At 68.8% G+C, this 22,866-nt stretch carries 21 protein-coding genes; 13 read left to right on the top strand and 8 right to left on the bottom strand.

What is annotated here, in order from left to right:
* Positions 1-15: 15 nt before the first annotated feature.
* Together tsaE and LGN19_RS19835 are read left to right on the top strand one after the other, a co-directional pair.
* Positions 16-570, top strand: coding sequence for a tRNA (adenosine(37)-N6)-threonylcarbamoyltransferase complex ATPase subunit type 1 TsaE (tsaE, locus tag LGN19_RS19840; protein WP_043190084.1), 555 nt, complete (start codon positions 16-18; stop codon positions 568-570).
* Entirely contained in the window at positions 552-2,084 is a 1,533-nt protein-coding gene (locus tag LGN19_RS19835; protein WP_226216719.1) for an N-acetylmuramoyl-L-alanine amidase, read from the top strand. The genes tsaE and LGN19_RS19835 overlap by 19 nt, the downstream gene beginning before the upstream one ends.
* A gap of 54 nt (positions 2,085-2,138) precedes the next feature.
* On the opposite strand, the gene LGN19_RS19830 is transcribed toward LGN19_RS19835, so the two are convergent.
* Entirely contained in the window at positions 2,139-3,017 is an 879-nt protein-coding gene (locus tag LGN19_RS19830; RefSeq protein ID WP_226216743.1) for an EamA family transporter, read from the bottom strand.
* A gap of 260 nt (positions 3,018-3,277) precedes the next feature.
* On the opposite strand from LGN19_RS19830, the gene LGN19_RS19825 reads away from it, so the two are divergent.
* Together LGN19_RS19825 and trxA are read left to right on the top strand one after the other, a co-directional pair.
* Positions 3,278-4,159, top strand: a complete 882-nt coding sequence (locus LGN19_RS19825) for a pirin family protein (RefSeq protein ID WP_226216717.1) — start codon at positions 3,278-3,280, stop codon at positions 4,157-4,159.
* A gap of 52 nt (positions 4,160-4,211) precedes the next feature.
* A complete protein-coding gene (gene trxA / locus LGN19_RS19820; protein WP_122946128.1) occupies positions 4,212-5,060 on the top strand; it encodes a thioredoxin in 849 nt (282 codons plus the stop codon).
* Between the two features lie 105 nt (positions 5,061-5,165).
* Here trxA and LGN19_RS19815 read toward each other — a convergent pair whose 3' ends face one another.
* Complete coding sequence (locus LGN19_RS19815; protein WP_043190093.1) at positions 5,166-6,023, bottom strand: ThiF family adenylyltransferase; 858 nt, start codon at positions 6,021-6,023, stop codon at positions 5,166-5,168.
* A 128-nt stretch (positions 6,024-6,151) separates the two neighbouring features.
* Between LGN19_RS19815 and pdxH the strand changes: the two genes are divergently transcribed.
* The 3 genes from pdxH to LGN19_RS19800 all read left to right on the top strand — a co-directional run bounded on the left by pdxH (position 6,152) and on the right by LGN19_RS19800 (position 9,451).
* Complete coding sequence (gene pdxH, locus LGN19_RS19810; RefSeq protein WP_174955474.1) at positions 6,152-6,796, top strand: pyridoxamine 5'-phosphate oxidase; 645 nt, start codon at positions 6,152-6,154, stop codon at positions 6,794-6,796.
* A gap of 121 nt (positions 6,797-6,917) precedes the next feature.
* Entirely contained in the window at positions 6,918-8,138 is a 1,221-nt protein-coding gene (locus LGN19_RS19805) for an SAM-dependent methyltransferase (protein ID WP_122946130.1), read from the top strand.
* A 23-nt stretch (positions 8,139-8,161) separates the two neighbouring features.
* Entirely contained in the window at positions 8,162-9,451 is a 1,290-nt protein-coding gene (locus LGN19_RS19800) for a DUF72 domain-containing protein (RefSeq protein WP_226216715.1), read from the top strand.
* A 22-nt stretch (positions 9,452-9,473) separates the two neighbouring features.
* Here LGN19_RS19800 and msrA read toward each other — a convergent pair whose 3' ends face one another.
* A complete protein-coding gene (gene msrA, locus LGN19_RS19795) occupies positions 9,474-10,034 on the bottom strand; it encodes a peptide-methionine (S)-S-oxide reductase MsrA (protein WP_226216713.1) in 561 nt (186 codons plus the stop codon).
* Positions 10,035-10,616: 582 nt separating this feature from the next.
* Between msrA and LGN19_RS19790 the strand changes: the two genes are divergently transcribed.
* The 3 genes from LGN19_RS19790 to LGN19_RS19780 all read left to right on the top strand — a co-directional run bounded on the left by LGN19_RS19790 (position 10,617) and on the right by LGN19_RS19780 (position 13,492).
* Entirely contained in the window at positions 10,617-12,023 is a 1,407-nt protein-coding gene (locus LGN19_RS19790) for a selenium-binding protein SBP56-related protein (protein ID WP_122946133.1), read from the top strand.
* Complete coding sequence (locus LGN19_RS19785) at positions 12,020-12,685, top strand: hypothetical protein (RefSeq protein ID WP_226216711.1); 666 nt, start codon at positions 12,020-12,022, stop codon at positions 12,683-12,685. The genes LGN19_RS19790 and LGN19_RS19785 overlap by 4 nt, the downstream gene beginning before the upstream one ends.
* Before the next feature lie 300 nt (positions 12,686-12,985).
* On the top strand, positions 12,986-13,492 hold the full coding sequence (locus LGN19_RS19780; RefSeq protein WP_122946135.1) for a flavin reductase family protein: 507 nt from the start codon (positions 12,986-12,988) through the stop codon (positions 13,490-13,492).
* Here LGN19_RS19780 and LGN19_RS19775 read toward each other — a convergent pair.
* Positions 13,479-13,979, bottom strand: a complete 501-nt coding sequence (locus LGN19_RS19775; protein ID WP_122946136.1) for an Lrp/AsnC family transcriptional regulator — start codon at positions 13,977-13,979, stop codon at positions 13,479-13,481. The two genes, LGN19_RS19780 and LGN19_RS19775, sit on opposite strands and share 14 nt — an antisense overlap.
* Before the next feature lie 130 nt (positions 13,980-14,109).
* Between LGN19_RS19775 and kynB the strand changes: the two genes are divergently transcribed.
* From kynB to kynA, 3 genes are all read left to right on the top strand, one after another.
* Complete coding sequence (kynB, locus tag LGN19_RS19770) at positions 14,110-14,751, top strand: arylformamidase (RefSeq protein WP_122946137.1); 642 nt, start codon at positions 14,110-14,112, stop codon at positions 14,749-14,751.
* 25 nt (positions 14,752-14,776) lie between these two features.
* Complete coding sequence (kynU, locus tag LGN19_RS19765) at positions 14,777-16,030, top strand: kynureninase (protein WP_264173119.1); 1,254 nt, start codon at positions 14,777-14,779, stop codon at positions 16,028-16,030.
* 77 nt (positions 16,031-16,107) lie between these two features.
* Complete coding sequence (gene kynA / locus LGN19_RS19760; RefSeq protein ID WP_122946138.1) at positions 16,108-17,040, top strand: tryptophan 2,3-dioxygenase; 933 nt, start codon at positions 16,108-16,110, stop codon at positions 17,038-17,040.
* Positions 17,041-17,072: 32 nt separating this feature from the next.
* On the opposite strand, the gene LGN19_RS19755 is transcribed toward kynA, so the two are convergent.
* The 4 genes from LGN19_RS19755 to mdlC form a co-directional block, all read right to left on the bottom strand.
* Entirely contained in the window at positions 17,073-18,470 is a 1,398-nt protein-coding gene (locus tag LGN19_RS19755) for an MFS transporter (RefSeq protein ID WP_226216709.1), read from the bottom strand.
* A 268-nt stretch (positions 18,471-18,738) separates the two neighbouring features.
* Complete coding sequence (locus tag LGN19_RS19750) at positions 18,739-19,677, bottom strand: ketopantoate reductase family protein (protein ID WP_226216707.1); 939 nt, start codon at positions 19,675-19,677, stop codon at positions 18,739-18,741.
* 14 nt (positions 19,678-19,691) lie between these two features.
* Positions 19,692-21,143, bottom strand: coding sequence for an aldehyde dehydrogenase (locus LGN19_RS19745; protein WP_226216705.1), 1,452 nt, complete (start codon positions 21,141-21,143; stop codon positions 19,692-19,694).
* Positions 21,144-21,172: 29 nt separating this feature from the next.
* Entirely contained in the window at positions 21,173-22,780 is a 1,608-nt protein-coding gene (gene mdlC / locus LGN19_RS19740) for a benzoylformate decarboxylase (RefSeq protein ID WP_226216703.1), read from the bottom strand.
* Between the last annotated feature and the right edge of the window lie 86 nt (positions 22,781-22,866).

Genomic DNA, 22,866 nt, shown 5'->3' with positions numbered 1-22,866 from the left:
CACTATTTTACGAGAATGTCAGCCACGTCCAGCCACCCGCCTCATGCCGTCACGTTGCCCGCCCCGCTCGAGCAGCGCGTGATCGCGCTCGCCGACGAAGCGGCGACCGAGGCTTTCGGCACCCGCTTCGCGCACGCGCTCGACGCGGCTCGCGTCGAACTCGCCCGCGCGCACGCGTTCGACGGGCTGCAGATCCAGCTGGTCGGCGATCTCGGCGCGGGCAAGACGTCCCTCGTACGCGCGATCCTGCGGGGCCTCGGCCACACGGGGCGCGTGCGCAGTCCGACCTATACGCTCGTCGAGCCGTACGCACTCGAACGCGACGATGGGGAACTCGAGGTCTATCACTTCGATCTGTATCGTTTCAACGATCCGGCCGAATGGTCCGACGCAGGCTTTCGCGAATATTTCAATTCCAGCGCGATCTGCCTCGTCGAATGGCCACAACAGGCGGGCACGCTGCTCGGCGTACCCGATCTGGTTTTCTCGCTCGACGTGGATGGCGACGGCCGCGCCCTCACCGTCCGGGCGTACAGCGCTTCAGGAAAGGCATGTCTCGAAAGATGTTGATCAAACCGTTCCGCTCGATCGAATCGGCGGCTACTGCGACGCACAACTGGCGGCGCCGTCAGATCCTGTGCGCGGGCGCGTCGACGCTGGTGCTCGGTCTCGTCGCGCCGCGGCTCGCGCACGCGTCGTCGGTGCTCGGCGTGCGCGTGTGGCCCGCACGCGATTACACGCGCGTCACGATCGAATCCGACCAGCCGCTGCAGAATAGCCAACAGCTGCTGCAGGGTCCCGACCGTCTCGTGGTCGACCTGACCGGCCTCGATCTCGACCAGGCGCTGCGCGACCTCGTGTCGAAGATCGCACCGAACGATCCTCAGATCCAGTCGGTGCGCGTCGGCCAGTATCAGCCGCACGTCGTGCGGATGGTGTTCGACCTGAAAGGCTCGGTGAAGCCGCAGGTGTTCACGCTGCCGCCGGTCGGCACCTATAAGTACCGGCTCGTGTTCGACCTGTATCCGGCCGTCGCACCCGATCCGCTGTCCGACCTGATCACGCAAACGGAGCGCAAGGAACAGGCGCTCAACGACACCGCGCGCGCGCAGCAGATGCAGCCGCCGACCGCGCTGGCCGGCCCGGGCACGCCCCTGCCGCCGCCCGCCGGGGGCGACAGCAGCGACGCGTTCTTCCAGCGCTTCGCGCAGAACACACCGGCGACGCCGCACACGCCGCCCGCCGCCGGTACGCCGTCGGCGCCCGCGAAGCCGGCCGTCAAACCGCCGCCCGTCATCGCGCGCCGCGACGACAGCGATGACGACGGCGACACCTACAAGTTCACCGCGCCGAAATCCGGCAAGGGCGGCACCGTGCGCCTGCTGACGGTTGCAATCGATCCGGGCCACGGCGGCGAGGATCCGGGCGCGATCGGCGGCGGCGGCACGTACGAGAAGCACATCGCGCTCGACATCGCGAAGAAGCTGCGCGCGAAGATCGACGGCGCACCGAACATGCGCGCGATGATGACGCGCGACGCCGACTTCTTCGTGCCGCTGAACGTGCGCGTGCAGAAGGCACGCCGCGTGGGCGCCGACCTGTTCGTGTCGATCCACGCCGATGCGTTCACGACGCCGTCGGCACGCGGTTCGTCGGTGTTCGCGCTGTCCGACCACGGCGCGACGAGCGCCGCGGCGCGCTGGATGGCGAACAAGGAGAATTCGTCCGACCTGATCGGCGGCATCAACATCAAGACGGCGGACGCGGCCGTGAACCGCGCGCTGTTCGACATGTCGACCACCGCGCAGATCCGCGATTCGCTGCGCTACGGCAACTACGTGCTGAAAGAAGTCGGCGGCATCAACAAGCTGCACAAGGGCTCGGTCGAACAGGCCGGGTTCGCGGTGCTGAAGGCGCCCGACATTCCATCGATCCTCGTCGAGACGGCGTTCATCAGCAACCCGGAAGAGGAAAGCCGCCTGAACGACGACAGCTATCGCGACCAGATGGCCGACGCGATCTTCCGCGGCATCAAGCGCTATTTCTCCGCGAATCCGCCGCTCGCGAAGAACCGGATGGCCTGACGGCCGTACCCGGCCACCCCGCCCCACCGCCGGCACGCAGTGCGTGCCGGCGCGTCACGATGCCGCGAAGCGGCGCATCAGTTTCCCGCCGAACACGTTCACCGCGAGCCCGCCCATCACGAGCGCGGTGCCGATCAATTGCGTGCGCGTCAGATGCTCGTCGAGCAGCAGCGCCGACGACGCGAGACCGACGATCGGCACCAGCAGCGAGAACTGCGCGACCTGCGCGGTCGGATAGCGCGACAGCAGGCGGCTCCACAGCCCGTAGCCGAGCAGCGTCGCGACGAACGCGAGATAGACGACCGCGAAGATCGATGCGCCGTTCAGCCCGGCGAGCGCGGTCGCGATCCGCTGCGGCCCTTCGAACCACAGCGACAGCAGGAAGAACGGCACGGGCGGCACGAGGCTTGCCCACACGACGAGCGACACGAGGTTGGCACGGCCGACCTTCTTCGTGACGATGTTGCCGAACGCCCACATCGCGGCCGAGCAGATCGTCAGCAGGAAGCCCGCGAGCGTCATCGCGCGGCCGCCCTGCGCCGCGATCACGACGAGCCCGCCCGCGGCGATCGCGAGGCCGACCAGGTTCTGCATGCGCAACTGCTCGCCGAGGAACAGCATCGCGAACACGAGCGTGAAGAATGCCTGCGACTGCAGTACGAGCGACGCGAGGCCGGCCGGCATGCCAACGTACATGCCGGTGAACAGGAACACGAACTGGCCGAGCTGGATCGTCGCGCCGTACAGCACCAGCAGGCGCCACGGAATCTGCGGCCGGCGCACGAAGAACACCGCGGGCACGGCCGCGAGCGTGAAGCGCAGCGCGCCGAGCAGCATCGGCGGCATCCCGTGCAGGCCGACCTTGATCACGACGAAGTTCACGCCCCACGCCAGGATCACGACCAGCGCGAGCAGCAAGTCCTTCGGTGCCATCATCGGCGTCTCCTCGATTGTCGAATTGTTGTGCAAGGTGCTCTCAGGCCCTGGCGCTTCGCGCCGGGCTCCCCGAGGCGGCGGTCCCCAAACGGGACGTCCTTTGGGGCGAAAACCCGGGGCGGCCCGGCGTTTTCTTGAGAAGCCGGTCAGTCTACCGGGTTTCGGCCCCCGGCCCGATACCCGCGCGGCGCGCATGGAATCGGCGGCGGACGGCCAGTACAATGACCGGCATCCCCCGCCGCCCTACAGGATCCGCCATGACCGCTCCGATCAAAGCCCTGCTGAAGCCGCACGTGCGCGACATCGGCAATCTGCAGGTGCGCCGCACGCTGCCCGCACTCGCCGCCCGCCTCGTCGGCCCGTTCATCTTCTTCGATCACATGGGACCGGCCACGCTGCCGCCCGGCACGGGGCTCGACGTGCGCCCGCATCCGCATATCGGCCTCGCCACCGTCACCTACCTGTTCGACGGCGCGATCCTGCACCGCGACAGCCTCGGCTCGCTGCAGGAAATCGTGCCGGGCGACGTGAACTGGATGACGGCCGGCCGCGGGATCGTCCACTCCGAGCGCACGCCCGACGCGCAGCGCGAAAACGGCCACACCGTGCACGGGATCCAGACCTGGGTCGCGCTGCCGCGCGCGCACGAAACCACCGAGCCGTCGTTCGAGCACCATCCGGCCGCGGCGCTGCCGCGCCGCAACGAAAACGGCGTCGAACTGACGGTGATCGCCGGCGACGCGTTCGGGCTGCGCTCACCCGTCACGACGTTCTCGCGCACGCTGTATGTCGCGGCCGAATTCGCGGCCGGCGGCCGGCTCGAACTCGACGCGTCGCACGAGGAGCGCGCGGTCTACGTGGTCGACGGCGAACTCGCGATCGACGGCACGCCCGTGCCGGCCGAGCAGATGGCCGTGCTCGTGCCCGGGGCCGCGGTCACGCTGACGAGCGGCAGCGGCGCGCGCGCGATGCTGCTCGGCGGCGACAAGATCGACGGCGAGCGCTTCATCGAATGGAATTTCGTCGCCAGCAGCCGCGACGCGATCGAGCGCGCGAAAGAAGCCTGGACGCGCCAGGAAATGGGCAAGGTGCCGGGCGAGACCGAGTGGATTCCGCTGCCCGAATCGAAGCCGCGTTGAAAAAGGGGCGCACCGCCCCCATCCTGACGACATTCGAACGAAAGAGAACGACATGGACACCACGCTTGCCACATTCGAGAAAGACGTCATCGAGGCGTCGCTGGACGCACCCGTGCTGGTCGACTTCTGGGCGCCGTGGTGCGGCCCCTGCAAGACGCTCGGCCCGCTGCTGGAAAAGCTCGAAGGCGACTATGAAGGCCGCTGGAAGCTCGTGAAGGTCAACGTCGACGAGAACCAGGAACTCGCCGCGCACTTCCAGACGCGCAGCATCCCGCACGTGATCGCGTTCGCCGACGGGCGCCCGGTCGACCAGTTCGTCGGCGTGCTGCCCGAAGGCCAGCTGCGCGCCTTCCTCGACCGGCTGCTGCCGGCGCCCGAGGAAGCCGAACGGCGTGCCGCGCAGTACGCGATGGCCGAGGAGCGCTACGACGACGCACTCACGCACCTCGAGGCGGCGCTCGCGCTGAACCCCGGCTTCGACGACGCACGCCTCGATCTGATCGAACTGCTGCTCGCGAGCAACCAGGTCGACGCCGCGCGCGCCGAGACCGAACGCCTGTCGCCGCAGACCGTGCAGAACGGCGATCCGCGCTACCAGGCGATCAAGACCCGTTTCGACGCACTCGAAGCCACGGCCGACCTGCCGCCGACCGATGCGCTCGAAGCGCGCATCGCGGCGAACCCGGCCGATCTCGACGCGCGTTTCGATCTCGCGCAGAGCCTGATCGCGCGGCGGGCGTATGAAGGTGCGCTGGAGCAGTTGCTGGAAATCGTCACGCGCGACCGCGCGTACGGCGACGATCTCGGCCGCCGCACGATGATCTCGGTGTTCGAGCTGGCCGGCGATCGCCCGGACCTCGTCGCCGGGTGGCGACGCAAGCTGAGCATGGCGCTCCACTGAACGGATGGGTGACCCGCCGGGCCGCAACGGCCCGGCTGCGGGATCGCCCCGCATGACATACGACGGCGCGTGTCACGCGCCGCAGCATCCCTCAACGACCGCGGCTCAGCCGGCAGCCTGCGCCGCGATCGCGCGCAGCGCATGCGCGGCAGCCGCGAAGCCGAAGCTCGCGGTCACGCACACGCTCGAACCGAATCCCGCACAGTTGAGCCCGGCGACGTGCGCGGCCGCAGACGGCTCGGCGCCGTCCTCGAGGTCGCACGCGGCCGCTTCCGGGTAAATCAGCGGCTCGTCCGAATACACGGCGCTGACCTTGAAACGCGCCTTCGGCCCGCGCGGAAAGCCGTGCTGCTTGCGCAACTGCGCGCGCACCTTCGACAGCAGCGGATCCTGGATCGTCAGCGCGAGATCGTCGATCCGGATGCGCGTCGGGTCGAGCTGGCCGCCCGCGCCGCCGACCACGACGAGCGGCTGGCGCTTCGCGACGCACCACGCGATCAGCGCGACCTTCGTGCGCACGCTGTCGATCGCGTCGATCACGTAGTCGAAACCGCCGCCGAGCAGCGCATCGAAGTTGTCGGGCTCGACGAAATCCTCGATCCGGTTCACGCGGCACGCAGGATCGATCAGCGCGATCCGCTCGGCCATCGCGTCGACCTTCGGCTTGCCGTAATTGCCGTCGAGCGCGTGGATCTGCCGGTTCGTATTGCTTTCCGCGACGTTGTCGAGATCGATCAGCGTCAGCGTGCCGACCGCATTGCGCGCGAGCGCCTCGGCCACCCACGACCCGACGCCGCCGATCCCGATCACCGCGACGTGCGCGCGCTCGAATGCGGCCGCCGCGGGCGCGCCGTACAGCCGCGCGACGCCGCCAAAGCGCCGCGCTCGATCCACGTCAAGCTGGATTTCCGGGGTCGGGGTAAGATCAGAGGAACTGGGCGGGGCAGCGTCGGCGGCGGACATGGCAGCAAGGAAAATGTAAGTCGTGCAGCCCTCTATTTTGCCTGAACTCCCCGCTCGCACGCGCCACTGTACACGCACGTTTCTCGCGCGTTGGCTACAATGGTTTCAGATTGAAGCGTTTGCATAACATGACGACTCTCGCCGATCTCCGCATCAATTATTCACGTGCTTCGCTCGACGAAGCCGATGTCGCCACCGACCCCTTCGCCCAGTTCGACCGCTGGTTCAAGGAGGCGCTCGCCGCCAAGCTGCCCGAGCCGAACACGATGACGCTCGCGACCGTCGGCGACGACGGCCGGCCGTCGGCACGCATCGTGCTCATCAAGGGCGTCGACGAACGCGGGTTCGTCTTCTTTACCAATTACGAAAGCCGCAAGGGACACGATCTCGCCGCGCATCCGCAGGCCGCGCTGCTGTTCTACTGGATCGAGCTCGAGCGCCAGGTGCGCATCGAAGGCCGGATCGAGAAAACCAGCGCAGAAGAAAGCGACCGTTATTTCGCGTCGCGGCCGCTCGGCTCGCGCATCGGCGCATGGGCGTCCGAGCAGAGCGCCGTGATCGACAGCCGCGCGACGCTCGAAGCGCAGGAAAAGGCCGTCAGCGAACGCTACGGCGACAACCCGCCGCGCCCGCCGCACTGGGGCGGCTACCGCCTCGTGCCCGACTCGATCGAGTTCTGGCAGGGCCGCCCGTCGCGGCTGCACGACCGCCTGCTCTATACGCGCGACGCCGACACGTCGCCGGGCTGGTCGATCTCGCGCCTGTCGCCTTAAGCGCGGCGCCGGCGCACGCCGGTCGTGTCTCGTGTTGCATTCGGGCGCCCGCCTCGCAAGCGGCGGGCGCCGGTCAAGATACTTGGCTGTATTCGATTCAACGAACAAACGGAGAATCCAAATGTTCTGGGAAAAGAAGCTGGCACAGTGGGCGGACGAAGTACGGGCGAAAGCGAACATACCGGCGCGCCTCGTGCTGTGGAACGGCGATCAACTCGATTTCGGCACTTTCAGCGCGCCGCAGGTCACACTGAAGGTGAATAGCGCGTCGGCGTTGCCGCTCCTGCTCGAACCGAGCCTCGACAATCTCGGCGAGGCGTACGTGAAGGGCAAGATCGACATCGAAGGCAAGCTGTCGGACATCATCAACATCGGCTACTCGCTCGCGCGCAACACAGTGACGAGCGCGAGCAAGCTGGCGCGCGTGAAGCGCTACTTCAATCACTCGAAGAGCACCGACAAGAAGGCGATCCAGTATCACTACGACGTCTCGAACGAGTTCTACCAGCTGTGGCTCGACGAGAACATGGTGTACTCGTGCGCGTACTTCGAGAACGGTGACGAGGATCTCGCCACCGCGCAGATCAAGAAGATCGACCACATCCTGACGAAGATCCAGCTCCAGCCTGGCCAGCGCCTGCTCGACATCGGCTGCGGCTGGGGTGCGCTCGTGCTGCGCGCCGCGCAGAAGTTCGGCGCGCAGTGCCTCGGCGTCACGCTGTCGCAGAACCAGTTCGACCTCGCGACCGCGCGCGTGAAGGCCGCCGGGCTGGAAGACAAAATCGAGATCCGGCTGCAGGACTACCGCGAAATTGACGGCCAGTTCGACCGCATCACGAGCGTCGGGATGTTCGAGCACGTCGGGCGCAAGAACCTGCCGCTCTATTTCTCGCGGGTTCGTGAACTGCTCGCCGACGACGGCATCGCAATGAACCACGGGATCACGTCGACCGACGCGGAAAGCGGCGAGACGGCGCTCGGTGGCGGCGAATTCATCGACCGCTACGTGTTCCCGGACGGCGAGCTGCCGCACATCAGCCTCGCGCTGGAGGCCGCGCAGCGCGGCGGGCTGGAAGCGATTGACGTCGAAAGCCTGCGACGGCACTATGCGCGCACGCTCGACATCTGGACGGAAAACTTCGAGGCGAAGGCCGACGCCGCGCGACAACTCGTCGACGACGAAAAATTCCGCATCTGGCGCGTGTATCTTGCCGGCTGCGCGTATGCGTTCGAGCACGACGACGTGTCGATCTTCCAGATCGTGTGCCGCAAGGCCGGGCAGAGCGCAAAGACGCTGCCGTGGTCGCGGCGCTATATGTACGAACACGCGCTGCCGCGCTAGGCGGCGCTTCACGCTGGGCATGCATGGGTGACGGCAGGACGCGGCGCAAGGCGCCGCTGGATCGACAGCAGCACGACGACGCCAACGCGCCGCACGCCGACGGGCAATTCAACCTGTTCGGCGTGCCGGCCGACGCTGCACGCGCGTCGCCCGAGGACGATGGCCGGCCTGCCAGCTCCGATGAACACGTGACACCGGACGCGCCTGACGAAGCGCAGCCGGCGCCACGCACCCGCACCCGTTCTTCCGACGAAACCCCGCCCGCCGCTTCCGGCCAGCTGTGGGACGAACCGTCCCCGCCCGCCGCACCGCCGAAGAAAGGCCGGCGCCGGCGCGGCGTGCTGCCCGCGCCGATCGCGCCGGATGTGGCCGACGCAGCGGCCGGCCTGCCGCCGAACGTCCGGCTCGGCACGTCGTCGTGGACCTTCCCCGGCTGGGACGGCATCGTCTACGACGGCGATTTCGCACAGACGAAGCTGTCGCGCGAAGGGCTCGAAGCGTATGGCGCGCATCCGCTGCTGAAGAGCGTGAGCCTCGACCGGTCGTTTTACGGCCCGCTGTCGGTGGCCGACTACCTGCGCTACGCGCAACAGGTGCCCGACGATTTCCGCTTCGTCGTGAAGGCGCCGGCCTCCGTGACCGATGCGGTGATCCGCGGCCGGCGCGGCGAGCCGTCGGGGCCGAACCCGACCTTCCTCGACGCGGCGCTCGCCACCCGCGAATTCGTGCAACCGTGCCTCGAAGGGCTCGGCCGGAAAGCCGGCGTGCTCGTGTTCCAGTTCTCGCCATTGCCCGATCAGCTGCTCGCCCAGCCGGCCGAGCTGATCGACCGGCTGGCCGCGTTCTTCGCGGCGCTGCCGCCGCTGCCGCCGGAAGCCGACGGCACCCGCTATGCGATCGAGATTCGCGACGCGAGCCTGCTCACGCCGCGCTTCATCCGCGCGCTCGCCGCGCTCGGCGTGCGCTATTGCGTCGGCCTGCACGCGCGGATGCCCGACCCGCTGCGCCAGGCGGCCGCGCTCGCGCTGCTCGACGGCGACGCACCGGGCCCGCTGATCGTGCGCTGGAGCCTGCACGGCGGCTTCAAGTACGAACAGGCGAAAGCGAAATACGAGCCGTTCGACAAGCTGGTCGACGAGGATCCGGCCACGCGCTCGGCGCTCGCCGAACTGGCCGCGCGCTATGCGCTGGCCGGGCAGCCGGTGATCATCACGATCAACAACAAGGCGGAAGGCTCCGCGCCGCTGTCGTGCATCGCGCTCGCGCGCGAGATCGCCGCCGCGTGCGCGCAGTGGCGCAACGAGGCGGCTTGATACCGGCTTGCGCCGGCCGCGCTTACGCGCCGCGCAGCGACTTCAGCCGGTGCGAGAACTTCTGCCGGAATTTCGCGAGCTTCGGCCCGATCACGACCGAGCAGTAGCCCTGCCCCGGGTTACGCGCGTAATAGTTCTGGTGATAGTCCTCGGCCGGCCAGTAGTTGCCGTCGAGCGGCACGACCTGCGTGACGATCGGCTGCCCGAACACCTGCTCGCGCTCCAGCTCGCGGATCACGTCGAGTGCCGTGTCGCGCTGCGCGTCCGAATGCGTGAACACGACCGAACGGTACTGCGTGCCGACGTCGTTGCCCTGCCGGTTCAACTGGGTCGGATCGTGCGTCGCGAAGAAGATCTCGAGGATCTCGCGATAGCCGATGCGCGCCGGATCGAACGTCACGTTGACGACTTCCGCGTGGCCCGTGTCGCCTTCGCAGATGTCGCGATAGCCGGGATTGCGCGTATGGCCGCCCGCGTAGCCCGACTGGACGGCCGTCACGCCGTCGACGTCGAGGAACACCGCCTCCGTGCACCAGAAGCACCCGCCGCCCACCGTCGCGGTTTCAAGCATGTCGTTCCCCATGAAATCAGCCCCTCGTTGATGACGGCAGCCGGCACGCATGCGCCGGCGCCATCGTTACGCGTCGCCGCTGCCCGCGCAGGATGCGGGGCGCAGCGGCACTTCGACAAGTATCTTACTCGCGCGCGAACCCGGCCGATTGGACAGGTACCGCGCGCGACCGGCACGCCCTTTTCTCGTCTACACTTAGGCACGCGCGAACCCGACGGCAATCCCGTCGCCCCGCGCATCGCGTCCGATGCATGCCCGACCCTGATGCAAACATCATCTGCCGGAACATCGATATGCACGCCTTCACGGAAATCACCCACGTCACCCGCCCGGCCGTTGCCGCGTTGCGGGCTTCCGCTTCGACTGCGCCGTCTCCCTACCGTGCACCCGTGTTGCGCCAGGTGCGGCGAGCCGGCCCATCGCCTTTATCCGCTTTCACGATCTGATGCACGGCGCCGCACGCGTCGCCGATGCGTGCATCCGCCTGCCGATCGCTCCCGCCGGCGTGTCGCGCGCCGCGCGGCCACCCCGGCCCGCACGTCCGCAACGAACGGCTGTGCGGCCACGATCCCACACCATCGAGAGGGCATCACCATGAGCATGCGGCCTGACCCGACGTTTCACGCTTCGCCCGAGCTTGCGATGCAGGCGCCGGCGGAAGAGTTTGCCTATACGTTGTTGCTGAGCCCCGATTTTTCCAGACCCGACGCGCTCGCCGTGATCGACGTGAAGCCCGGTTCGTCGACCTACGGAAAAATCGTGCACACGGTCACGATGCCGAACACCGGCGACGAGTTTCACCACTTCGGCTGGAATGCCTGTTCGTCGTCGCTGTCGCCGCTCACGGGCCACGCGTTTCTCGAGCGCCGCTTCCTGATCATCCCGGGCCTGCGCTCGTCGCGCATCTACGTGATCGACACGAAGCCGCATCCGACGCAGGCGCGCATCCACAAGATCGTCGAACCCGGCGAGATCTTCGCGAAGACCGGCTACTCGCGCCCGCACACCGTGCACTGCGGCCCCGAGGGCATCTACGTGAGCACGCTCGGTGGCGCGGGCAAGGACGGCACCGACGGCGCACCCGGCATCTTCATCATGGATTGCGAAACCTTCGACGTGCTCGGCCGCTGGGAGATCGACCGTGGCCCGCAGGACAAGCACTACGACTTCTGGTGGAACCTGCCGCGCGACTACATGGTGTCGAGCGAATGGGCGCTACCGCCGCAATTCGAGAACGGCATCGTCCCCGAGGACCTGCTCGCGAACAAGTACGGGCACCGGCTGCATTTCTGGGACCTGCGCGCGCGGCGCAACGTGCAGACGATCGATCTCGGCGCGCATCACCAGATGGCACTCGAGGTGCGGCCCGCGCACGACCCGGTGCGCGAATACGGGTTCGTCGGCGTCGTGGTCGACACGACGAATCTCGAAGGCTCGATCTGGACCTGGTGGCGCGAAGGCGGCCAGTTCCATGTGAAGAAGACCGCGACGATCCCGGCCGAGCCGGCCGCGGCCGACGAACTGCCGCCGCTGCTGAAGGGATTCGGCGCCGTGCCACCGCTCGTGACCGACATCGACCTGTCGCTCGATGATCGCTTCCTCTACGTGTCGTGCTGGGGCACCGGCGAGATGCGCCAGTACGACGTGTCGGATCCGCACCACCCGGTGCTCGCGGGGTCGGTGCGCATCGGCGGCATCGTGCGCCGCGCGCCGCACTCGAACGGCCGCGCGTTCGCGGGCGGCCCACAGATGGTCGAGATCAGCCGCGACGGCCGGCGCGTGTACTGGACCAACTCGCTCTATTCGACGTGGGACGACCAGTTCTACCCGGACGGCGTGCCGGCCGCGCAGGTGCTCGCGCATGTGGGGCCGGAGGGCGGACTGACGCTCGCCGACGACTACTGGGTCGAGTTCCCCGACGGCTATCGCGCGCACCAGATCCGGCTCGAAGGTGGCGACTGCTCGACCGACTCGTTCTGCTATCCGTCGGTCAAGCGTTGAACGCCAGCCTTCACGCCCCGTTCGCGCTGTGGGCGGCCGTGCTCGCGAGCGGGGTGTATCACGGGCTCAACCCCGCGATGGGCTGGCCGCTCGCGGTGTCGAACGCGCTGATGACGCGCCGCGGCGGCGCGCTCGTCGCGGCACTCGGCTATCTCGCGCTCGGCCATGCGCTCGCGGTCTTCACGGTGATGCTGCCGTTCGGGCTGCTCGCCGCGCTGCTCGCGTGGCAAACGGCGATCCGGATCGGCGCGAGCGCGCTCGTGATCGGCTTCGGCGCCGTGCTGCTGATCCGGCGCCGGCATCCGCGAGCGCTCGCGCGGATTCCGCCCGCCCGGCTCGGCCTGTGGTCGTTCGCGGTCGCGATCGCGCATGGCGCGGGGCTGATGCTGGTGCCGATCTACCTCGGGTTGTGCGGGCTCGACCGGGACGCCGGCCACCGCGCGGCGGCCACGCTCGTCGATGCGCATCTCGGGATGGCGCTGGTCGTCGCGGCCGTGCATGCGATCGCGATGATCGGTGCGGGCGGCGGGCTCGCGTGGCTCGTGTACCGCTATTTCGGGCTGAAATTCGTGTCGCGAAGCTGGTTCAATCTCGATGCCGTGTGGGCGTCGAGCCTGATCGTGACGGGCGCGCTGTCGCTCGGACTGGCGGCGGCGCGATAACACGGGTGTCGATGGCAGGGGGACGCCACGGTGCCGGCCGGAGCGGCGGCGCCACGCAAAAAACGCGACAGAACGGCCGGGCCAGACGCGCGCAATCGCGCTCCGGCAGCGCGCCGCAGTGTTCGCTAAGTCACCCTATCCCCGCATTGCGCCGCCTGGCCGGGCCCGGCGGCCCCGATTCCGCTAAAATCGGGCCATGCGCACCACTTCCGCCCCGACCGCCTTGTCGCCTTTCGTCCACCCCGCCCGTTGCACCCGCCGCGCGCCGCGCCCGCCCGTTTCGTTCCGGATGGCCGCCCGATGAGCCGCGCCACTCCGCCGGATTTCGACGTGACCGCGTTCCGCCAGGCACTCGGCCAGTTCGCGACGGGCGTGACCGTCATCACGACACAGGCGCCGTCCGGGCAGCTGATCGGCATCACCGCGAGTTCGTTCAACTCCGTGTCGCTCGATCCGCCGCTCGTGCTATGGAGCCTCGCGCACAAATCGGCGTCGACGCCGGTGTTCCGCAGCAACAGTCATTACGTGGTGAACGTGCTCGCCGCGTCGCAGCTCGACCTGTGCAAGCGCTTCTCGAGCTACAAGGGCGACCGCTTCGAAGGAATCGCGCATGCGGCCGGTAACTCCGGGATGCCGGTACTCGACGGCGCGCTCGCGTGGTTCGAGTGCCACAACCGCAGCCGCTACGACGAAGGCGATCATGTGATCTTCGTCGGCGAAGTGGAGCGCTGCGGCGTCCGCGTGCCGAACGTCGAAGCGCCGCTCGTGTTCCACGGCGGCGGCTTCCACGGCCTTACACCACTTTGATCGCCCCCGTGCGCGCCAGCCCGACCGGCGCGCCGGCTTCATCCTTCAGCGTCTGCAGCACGATGTTCGAACGGATGTCCATCACGCCCGGCGCCTTGTAGAGCCGGTTCAGCACGAAATCCGAATAGTGCTTGAGGTTGTGCGCGAGCACGCGCAGCAGATAGTGGCTTTCGCCCGTCACGACGAACGCGCCGACCACCTCCGGCCATTCGCGCAGCGCTTCCGCGAAGCGCTCGTGCCATTGATTTTCTTCGTTGCGCATCGACACCTGCACGAACGCCTCGAGCTCGAAGCCGAGCTTCTCGCGGCTCAGGCACGCGCGATAGTGCTCGATCACGCCCTGCTCCTCGAGCAGGCGCATGCGGCGCAGACAAGCGGATGGCGAAAGCGAAATGCGTTCCGCCAGGTCGAGATTGCTGATTCTGCCCTCTTCCTGCAGGACCGCCAGAATCCGGCAGTCGGTGGCATCGAGCGTGATCGCGTGCATTTTTGGTCCCCGTTTTCCCTCTGAGTCGAATTATCTGCCAATCCGGCGGATTGTCCATGTTTATTTCGCAAGCACTTTCGACGAGCGTCCACCTATCATTCGAAGGATCGACTCACCGAATCGTCATGCCATGGACACCCTCTGGGACATCTCGCCGCCTGTCAGCCCCGCCACCCCCGTGTGGCCGGGCGATACGCCGGTTTCCGTCGAACGCGTGTGGCGGATGGAGGCCGGCTCGCCGGTCAACGTCGCGCGCCTGACGCTGTCGCCGCACACCGGCGCGCACTGCGACGCGCCGCTGCACTACGACGCCGACGGCGCGCCGATCGGCGCCGTACCGCTCGATACTTACCTCGGCCCGTGCCGCGTGATCCATTGCCTCGGCGCATCGCCGGTCGTGCAGCCGGCCGATGTCGCGGCCGCGCTCGACGGCGTACCGCCGCGCGTGCTGCTGCGCACCTATGCGCAGGCGCCGCTCGCGCAATGGGATACCGACTTCTGCGCGGTCGCGCCGGAAACCATCGACCTGCTGGCCGCGCACGGCGTGAAGCTGATCGGCATCGATACGCCGTCGCTCGACCCGCAGGAATCTAAGACGATGGATGCGCATCACCGCGTGCGTGCGCACCGGATGGCGATCCTCGAAGGCATCGTGCTCGACGACGTGCCGCCCGGCGACTACGAACTGATCGCACTGCCGCTGAAATTCGCGACGCTCGACGCGAGCCCCGTGCGCGCGGTGCTGCGCGCGCTGCCCGCGCGTGCTTCCTGATTACCCCGACTGACGACCCCACATCATGATCAAGACCCGTGAAGATGCGCTCGCGCTCGACCGCGACGATCCGCTCGCCTCGCTGCGCGACCAGTTCTCCCTGCCCGATGGCGTGATCTACCTCGACGGCAACTCGCTCGGCGCGCAGCCGAGCGCGTCGGCCGCCCGCGCGCAGCAGGTGATCGGCGCCGAATGGGGCGAAGGCCTGATCCGCAGCTGGAACACCGCCGGCTGGTTCGCGCTGCCGCGCCGTCTCGGCGACAAGCTCGCGACGCTGATCGGCGGCGCCCCCGGCGAAACGGTCGTGACCGACACCATCTCGATCAACCTGTTCAAGCTGCTGTCGGCGATGGTGCGCCACCAGGCCGAGCGCGCGCCCGAGCGCCGCGTGATCGTGTCGGAACGCTCGAACTTCCCGACCGACCTGTATATCGCGCAGGGGCTGATCGAGCAGCTCGGCGGCGACTACGAACTGCGCCTGATCGACGACCCGGCCGACCTGCCGGACGCGCTCGGCGCGGACACGGCCGTCGCGATGATCACGCACGTGAACTACCGCACCGGCTACATGCACGACATGCCGGCCGTCACGCAGCTCGTGCACGACGCGGGCGGGCTGATGCTGTGGGACCTCGCGCACTCGGCCGGCGCGGTGCCGGTCGACCTGAACGGCGCACGCGCGGACGGCGCGGTCGGCTGCACGTACAAGTACCTGAACGGCGGCCCCGGTTCGCCCGCGTTCGTGTGGGTGCCGCAGCGCCATCACGCGCACTTCTCGCAGCCGCTGTCCGGCTGGTGGGGCCACCGCGCACCGTTCGCGATGCAGCCGGGCTTCGCGCCCGATCCGGGCATCGCGCGCTTCCTGTGCGGCACGCAGCCGATCGTGTCGATGTCGATGGTCGAATGCGGGCTCGACGTGTTCCTGCAGACCGACATGCACGCGATCCGCCGCAAGTCGCTCGCGCTGACCGATGCGTTCATCGCGCTCGTCGAGGCACGCTGCGCGGGCCTGTCGCTGAAGCTCGTCACGCCGCGCGCGCATCACCAGCGCGGCTCGCAGGCGAGCTTCGAGCATCCGCACGGCTACGAGGTGATGCAGGCGCTGATCGCGCGCGGCGTGATCGGCGACTACCGCGAGCCGTACGTGCTGCGCTTCGGCTTCACGCCGCTCTATACGCGCTTCGTCGACGTATGGGATGCCGTCGAGACGCTGCGCGACATCCTCGCCACCGACGCGTGGAAGGCGCCCGAGTTCGCCGAACGCGGCGCAGTGACCTGATCGGTTTTGCCCGGCGCGCGAGCCGCGCACCGCGCCCCCGTCATTCAAATCTGGAGAGAGTCGTGAATTCTGGTCATATGCAGCCACCCGGCGGCGACGCGCCGGCGGGCTGCCCGTTCTCGGGCGCACGTACCGCGCATTCGGCGCAACCGGCTCCGGCCGCGCACGAAGCGTCGCACGTGCCCGGCGATGCCGGCTGGCACAACGCGCAGCTCGATTTCTCGAAATCGATGAGCTACGGCGACTACCTGTCGCTGAATTCGATCCTCGACGCGCAGCATCCGCTGTCGCCCGATCACAACGAGATGCTGTTCATCATCCAGCATCAGACGAGCGAGCTGTGGATGAAGCTCGCGCTGTTCGAGTTGCGCGGCGCACTCGATGCGGTGCGCACCGACGCGCTGCCGCCCGCGTTCAAGATGCTCGCGCGCGTGTCGCGGATTCTCGAGCAACTGGTTCAGGCGTGGAGCGTGCTGTCGACGATGACGCCGTCCGAGTATTCGGCGATGCGCCCGTATCTCGGGCAGTCGTCGGGCTTCCAGTCGTACCAGTACCGGCAGCTCGAATTCCTGCTCGGCAACAAGAACGTGCAGATGCTGCAGCCGCATGCGCACCGGCCCGACATCCTCGAACAGGTGCGTGCGACGCTCGAGGCGCCGTCGTTCTACGACGAAGTCGTGCGCCTGCTCGCGCGGCGCGGCTTTCCGATCGCGGCGGAGCGGCTCGAGCGCGACTGGACGCAGCCGACCCGGCATGACGAGACGGTCGAAGCCGCGTGGCTCGAGGTGTACCGTCATCCGCAGCAACACTGGGAGCTGTACGAGATGGCCGAGGAACTCGTCGATCTCGAGGATGCGTTCCGCCAGTGGCGCTTCCGTCACGTGACGACCGTCGAGCGCATCATCGGCTTCAAGCAAGGCACGGGCGGCACCAGCGGCGCGCCGTACCTGCGCAAGATGCTCGACGTCGTGCTGTTCCCCGAGCTCTGGCACGTGCGCACCACGCTGTAACGCACGACTCGCCCATGTGTGCCCGCGCGCCGTCACGACGACGTGCGGGCCAGCTCCTCCCCTTCGCGCGGCTGGACCGCCGCGCGCGACAGTCGCGGAATATGCCGTCGCACGACGAGCAGCGCGACGCAGACCACCCCCATCGCGATCGCCAGCATCGTCAGATAGGCCGTGGCGCCGCCCGTGGTGATCACGACCGCGCCCGCGAACGCGCTGAGGATCGCGCCGAGCCGGCCGAACGCGAGCGCGCTCGCGGTGCCCGTCGCGCGCACGGCCGTCGGGTAGATGTACGCGCAGAGCGCATACATCGTCGACTGCACCGCGTTGACGAACAATCCGTGCAGGCCGAGCCCGACGATCAGCCAGCCCGTGTGGCGGCTGGCATCGACACCCATCAGCCACACCGCACTCGCCGCGCCGCCGATGCTGCACAGCACGAGCGGCCAGCGCGACCCGGCATGCGCGATCGTCCACGCGCACAGCAGCGCGCCGATCACGCCGCCGAGGTTGTACGCTGTGAGCCCCGTCCCCGCGACCGACACGCTCAGCCCGCTCGCCGCCAGCATCGTCGGCAGCCAGCTGAACGCCGCATACACGGCGAGCAGGCACATGAAGAATGCGCACCACAACGCGATCGTGTCGCGCGCCTGACCGCTCGCGAACAGCGCGCCGAAGCCGCCGCGGCCGCCTGCCGCGCGCGCGTCCCTCATGTCGGTGAACGCGGTGCCCGGCGCGACGGGCCGCTCCATCCGTGCGAGCAGCGCGCCGAGTTCCGGCCAGCGCGCGGGGCGCCGCGCGAGATAGCGCGGCGATTCGGGCAGCGCACGCACGAGCACGAAACCGAGCACCAGTGGCAGCGCGCCGCCCGCGAAGAACAGCCCGCGCCAGCCGTAGCGCGGCAGCACCTCGTGCGCGAACAGGCCGGCCAGCATCCCGCCGAGCGGCACGCAGACGATCGTCGCGGTCACCATCATCGTGCGGCGCCGCGCGGGCGTGTATTCGGCCGTCATCGTCGTGGCCGTCGGCAATGCACCGCCGATCCCGAGCCCGGCGACGAAGCGCAGCATCGCGATCGCCGTGACGTCCGGTGCGAAGCCGATCGCGCAAGTCGCGATGCCGAACAGGAACACGCTGCCGATCACGGCCTGGCGGCGGCCGAAGCGGTCCGCGACGATCCCCGCGCACGCGCTACCGATACCCATCCCGATCAACCCGGCCGCCACCGCCGGCGCGAACGCGCCACGCGTGATGCCCCATTCGCGGATCAGCACCGGAATCGCGAAGCCGATCAGCTGGCCGTCGAAGCCGTCGAGCACGATCGCGAGCGCGGCGAGCAGCACCACGCAGCGCTGCATCGTCGTGAACGGCCCGTCGTCGAGCGTCGCGCCGATGTCGACGGACGGCGACTGCAATCCGTCGCGCGTGCTCATGCGGCCTCCCGTGCGCCGCGCCGAGGCGGCAACGTGCGCGCGCGGCGCGCGGCAAGACAACGGCGTTCGAGGGCTTTCATGGCGTCTCCGGTTGTCCGGGCTGGCGCGCGGTGGCGCGTGCCCGGATCTCGTGCTGCGCAGTCGGCCGGTGTCGACGCATCGGCGGCGGCTCCGGTGTCTCGTCCAACCTGTCCCGATCCGGTGCCGTCGTCTGCGCGCGACGCGCCCGTATCGTCGTGCGGCGCAGGCCGCGCCGCCAACCTGATGTTCAGTTCATCCGCGCGTCGATCAGCCTGACCAGTGCGAGCAGCGTTTCCGCATGCGGCACCGCCACGCCCGCTTCGTGCGCGGCCGCGACGACCTTGCCGCTGATCGCGTCGATTTCCGTGCGGCGGCCCGCGAGCACGTCCTGCAGCATCGACGGGCGATGGCCGCGATGCTCGCGGATCGCATGCTCGACGTTGCGCGCGATGCGCTCGCCGTCGACCGCGATGCCCGTCGCGCGGGCGACGGCCGCCGTCTCGGCCGCGATCGCCTGCGCGAGCCGCAGCCCGTCGTGGTGTTCGCCGAGCTGGTCGACCGTGCAACGTGTCACCGCGCACAGCGTGTTGAGCGCCGCATTGAACGCGACCTTCTCCCAGATCGCAGCCCACACGTCGTCATCGAGCGAGCACGCGAGCCCCGCGCGCGACAGCGCGTCGGCGACGGCCGCCGCGAACGTGCGCTCCGCGCCGTCGGCCGTCATCATCCTGATGACGCCCGCACCGTGCGAATGCACGTGGCCTGGCCCGGCAAGATCGGCGGGCCAGGTCGTGACGCCGACGAGAATGCGCTCGATCGGCACGAACGCATTCAACGTCTCGACGTTGCCAAGCCCGTTCTGCAACGTCAGCACGTACGTGTAGGGGCTCAGCAGCGCGCGCACGCCGTCCAGCGCGTGGCGCGTGTGCAGCGATTTCGTGAAGACGATCAGCAGGTCGAATGGTGTGTCGGGCGACGGCTGCGCATTCGCGGCTTCCGGCCGGAGCACGTGCAGCGTGCGGATGGTGCGTTCACCACGATCGTCATCGATGCGCAGCCCGTCGCGGCGAATCGCATCGAGATGCGCGTCGTTCACGTCGATCAGCGTGACGTCCTCGCCGCTTTCGGCCAGCAGCCCGCCGAACAGCGAGCCCATCGCGCCGGCGCCCAGAATCGCAATCCTCATCGTCGGCGGCCTCGTCAGAACGGATAGTGGCGCGGTGCGGTCTGCACCGTGATCCAGCGCAGGTCCGTGAACGCCGCGATGCCGGCCTTGCCACCGAAGTGGCCGAAGCCGCTGTCCTTCACGCCGCCGAACGGCATCTGCGCCTCGTCGTGCACGGTCGGACCGTTCACGTGGCAGATGCCCGATTCGATACGTGCCGCGACGCGCATCGCGCGCGCGACGTCGCGGCTGAACACGGCCGACGACAGCCCGAACGCGTTGTCGTTCGCGCAACGGATCGCGGCCTCCTCGCCGCCGACGCGCACGATGCCCTTCACCGGGCCGAACGACTCCTCCGCATAGATGCGCATCGCCGGTGTGACATGGTCGAGCAGCGTGGCCGGGAACAGCGTGCTGTCGGCCTTGCCGCCGCACACGAGCGTCGCGCCGTGCGCAAGCGCATCGTCGATCAGCGCATTGCAGCGCTCGACGGCCTTCATGTCGATCAGCGAACCGAGCACGACGGGCCCGTTGCGTGGGTCGCCGAGCGGCAGCGACGCGGCCTTGTCGGCAAGCTTCGCGACGAACGCATCGGCGATCGATGCGTCGACGACGATGCGTTCGGTCGACATGCAGATCTGCCCGGAATTCGCGAACGCGCCGAACGCGGCCGCCGCGACCGCCGCGTCGAGATCGGCATCGTCGAGCACGACGAACGGCGCCTTGCCGCCGAGTTCCAGCACCGACGGCTTCAGGTGGCGCGCGCATGCTTCGGCGACGATCCTGCCGACGCGCGTCGAGCCCGTGAAATTCACGCGGCGCACGGCCGGATGCGCGATCAATGCATCGACGATGGCGCCCGCATCCTCGGGCGCGTTCGTCACGAAGTTGACGACGCCCGGCGGCACGCCAGCCTCCTGCAGCGCCTCGACGATCAGCCCGTGCGTGACGGGGCACAGCTCCGAGCCCTTCAGCACGACCGTGTTGCCGCACGCGAGCGGCAGAGCAAGCGCGCGCGTCGCGAGGATCACCGGCGCGTTCCACGGCGCGATGCCGAGCACCACGCCGGCCGGCTGCCGCACGCCCATCGCGAGCGAACCGGGCACGTCGGACGGAATCAGCTCGCCGCCGACCTGCGTGGTCAGCGACGCGGCCTCGACGAGCCCGCTCGCGGCAAGGTGCACGTTGAAGCCGGCCCACAGCGCGGAGGCGCCCGTCTCCGCCGCCATCGCGGCGACGAACTGCTCGTGCTTCGCTTCGAGCGCGGCGGCCGCCTTCAGCAGCAACGCGCGGCGTGCGCCGGGGCCGAGCGCGGCCCAGCCGGGAAACGCACGGGCGGCCGCGTCGGCCGCCGCACGCGCATCGTCGACGGTGCACGCGGGTGCTGCGGACGCGACTTCGCCATCGAGCGGGTTGCGGCGCACGAAGGTCGCGCCGCTGGATGAATGACGGCGTTCGCCGCCGATCAGCATCGATACGGTTTGCATGAATTCTCCGGAAAGACGCGCAGCGCGCGTCAGGCAATCTCGACTTCGACGACGACCGGCGTCGCGGCGCGCAGCGCGTCGGTCAGCGTGTCGCGCAGGTGGGTGGCATCGGTCACGCGCACGCCGCGGCAGCCCATCCCTTGCGCGAGCGCGACGAAATCCAGGTTCGGCAGATCGGTGCCCTGCACGGGGTCGTCCGGGCCGAAGCCGAACACCGGCGCGAAATCCTGCAGCGCCGCGTAACGCCGATTATTCAGGATCACGAACGTGATCGGCAGCTTCAGTTGCGCGGCGCTCCACAAGGCCTGGATCGAATACAGGCTCGACCCGTCGCCGATCAGCCCGATCACGCGCCGTCCCGGCTGTGCGAGCGCAACGCCGACGGCGGCCGGCATCCCGTAGCCGAGCCCACCGCTATCCATCGTGTAGAACGTGCCGCTGCGCGTGAACGGCAGATGTTCCTGCATCACCGGCCGGGCGCTCGGCGCTTCCTCGACGACGATGTCGTGCGCCTCGCGCACGTCGGCGAGCGTCTGCAGCGCGAACGCGACCGACATGCGCTCGCCGGCAGCCGGCGATTCGACACGCGCACGCGGCGGCCGCAGTGCGGGCATCGGCCGCTCGGCCGGCGCCGGGCGCGCGAGCAGGTCGCGCGCGGCGAGCCGCAGGTTGCCGACGACCGCATCGCCCGACGGCGTCCACGCGGCGATGCCCGGATCGTCGACGAGTTGCACGAGCGTCGCACCGGGCGGCACGTGCGGGCCGAAGCCCTCGATGTGATAGGTGAACGCGGGCGCGCCGAACGCGAACACGAGGTCGTGCCCGTCGAGCCGCGCGACGATCTTCTCGCGGATCGCGGGCAGGAAGCCGGCAAACAGCGGATGGTCCTCGGGGAAACTGCAGCGCCCCGACATCGGCGCGACGTACACGCGCGCACGGTGCCGCTCGGCGAGCCGCACGACGTCGTCCCACGCACCGGCGCGATCGACAGCGGCACCGACCACGAGCGCGGGACGCCGCGCGGCGTCGAGCGCGTCGCCGAGCCGCGCGAGCGCATCGGGATCGGGCCGCACGACACTGCTGACGTCGCGCCGTGGCAGCAGTTCGGCCGGCTGGTCCCAATCATCGACCGGAATCGACACGAACACGGGGCCGCGCGGTTCCTGCATCGCGATGCGGTATGCACGCGCGATCGCAGCGGGCACGTCCTGCGCGCGCGCAGGCTCAATGCTCCACTTCACGTACGGCTTCGGCAGCTCGGCGGCCTGCGTCGCGCCGAGGAACGGGTCGAACGGCAGGATCGCGCGCGCCTGCTGGCCCGCGGTGACGATCAGCGGCGTGCGGTTCTTGAACGCGGTGAAAAGATTGCCCATCGCGTTGCCGACACCCGCCGCCGAATGCAGGTTGACGACCGCCGCATTGCCGGTGGCCTGCGCATGGCCGTCGGCCATCCCGACCACGACGGCTTCATGCAAACCGAGCACGTAGCGGAAATCGTCCGGGAAGTCGCGGAACATCGGCAGCTCGGTCGAGCCCGGATTGCCGAACACGCGGTCGATGCCGAACTGGCGAAGCAGGTCGATCACCGCATCGCGAACGGTGATCGATGCGGCGGAAGGGGGCGGGTGGCCGGACATGCTCGGGTATCTCCTCGATGGCTTGGCGGTTTCCACAGTATCGAAGCGCAACCCATTCTCGGATACTGTATTTTCTGCGATAAGCC

The organism is Burkholderia sp. AU30198 (assembly GCF_020419825.1).
Classification (GTDB): domain Bacteria; phylum Pseudomonadota; class Gammaproteobacteria; order Burkholderiales; family Burkholderiaceae; genus Burkholderia.
The sequence above is the reverse complement of the archived record's forward strand: the minus strand, read 5'-3'. Positions and strand labels throughout refer to the sequence as shown.

What these genes read in the sequence shown, in the direction of transcription:
- tsaE (WP_043190084.1), top strand. Translation starts at nt 16, where the DNA reads ATGTCAGCCACGTCCAGCCACCCGCCTCATGCCGTCACGTTGCCCGCC.
- LGN19_RS19835 (WP_226216719.1), top strand. Translation starts at nt 552, where the DNA reads ATGTCTCGAAAGATGTTGATCAAACCGTTCCGCTCGATCGAATCGGCG.
- LGN19_RS19830 (WP_226216743.1), bottom strand. Translation starts at nt 3,017, where the DNA reads ATGGCACCGAAGGACTTGCTGCTCGCGCTGGTCGTGATCCTGGCGTGG.
- LGN19_RS19825 (WP_226216717.1), top strand. Translation starts at nt 3,278, where the DNA reads ATGACCGCTCCGATCAAAGCCCTGCTGAAGCCGCACGTGCGCGACATC.
- trxA (WP_122946128.1), top strand. Translation starts at nt 4,212, where the DNA reads ATGGACACCACGCTTGCCACATTCGAGAAAGACGTCATCGAGGCGTCG.
- LGN19_RS19815 (WP_043190093.1), bottom strand. Translation starts at nt 6,023, where the DNA reads ATGTCCGCCGCCGACGCTGCCCCGCCCAGTTCCTCTGATCTTACCCCG.
- pdxH (WP_174955474.1), top strand. Translation starts at nt 6,152, where the DNA reads ATGACGACTCTCGCCGATCTCCGCATCAATTATTCACGTGCTTCGCTC.
- LGN19_RS19805 (WP_122946130.1), top strand. Translation starts at nt 6,918, where the DNA reads ATGTTCTGGGAAAAGAAGCTGGCACAGTGGGCGGACGAAGTACGGGCG.
- LGN19_RS19800 (WP_226216715.1), top strand. Translation starts at nt 8,162, where the DNA reads ATGGGTGACGGCAGGACGCGGCGCAAGGCGCCGCTGGATCGACAGCAG.
- msrA (WP_226216713.1), bottom strand. Translation starts at nt 10,034, where the DNA reads ATGGGGAACGACATGCTTGAAACCGCGACGGTGGGCGGCGGGTGCTTC.
- LGN19_RS19790 (WP_122946133.1), top strand. Translation starts at nt 10,617, where the DNA reads ATGAGCATGCGGCCTGACCCGACGTTTCACGCTTCGCCCGAGCTTGCG.
- LGN19_RS19780 (WP_122946135.1), top strand. Translation starts at nt 12,986, where the DNA reads ATGAGCCGCGCCACTCCGCCGGATTTCGACGTGACCGCGTTCCGCCAG.
- LGN19_RS19775 (WP_122946136.1), bottom strand. Translation starts at nt 13,979, where the DNA reads ATGCACGCGATCACGCTCGATGCCACCGACTGCCGGATTCTGGCGGTC.
- kynB (WP_122946137.1), top strand. Translation starts at nt 14,110, where the DNA reads ATGGACACCCTCTGGGACATCTCGCCGCCTGTCAGCCCCGCCACCCCC.
- kynU (WP_264173119.1), top strand. Translation starts at nt 14,777, where the DNA reads ATGATCAAGACCCGTGAAGATGCGCTCGCGCTCGACCGCGACGATCCG.
- kynA (WP_122946138.1), top strand. Translation starts at nt 16,108, where the DNA reads ATGCAGCCACCCGGCGGCGACGCGCCGGCGGGCTGCCCGTTCTCGGGC.
- LGN19_RS19755 (WP_226216709.1), bottom strand. Translation starts at nt 18,470, where the DNA reads ATGAGCACGCGCGACGGATTGCAGTCGCCGTCCGTCGACATCGGCGCG.
- LGN19_RS19750 (WP_226216707.1), bottom strand. Translation starts at nt 19,677, where the DNA reads ATGAGGATTGCGATTCTGGGCGCCGGCGCGATGGGCTCGCTGTTCGGC.
- LGN19_RS19745 (WP_226216705.1), bottom strand. Translation starts at nt 21,143, where the DNA reads ATGCAAACCGTATCGATGCTGATCGGCGGCGAACGCCGTCATTCATCC.
- mdlC (WP_226216703.1), bottom strand. Translation starts at nt 22,780, where the DNA reads ATGTCCGGCCACCCGCCCCCTTCCGCCGCATCGATCACCGTTCGCGAT.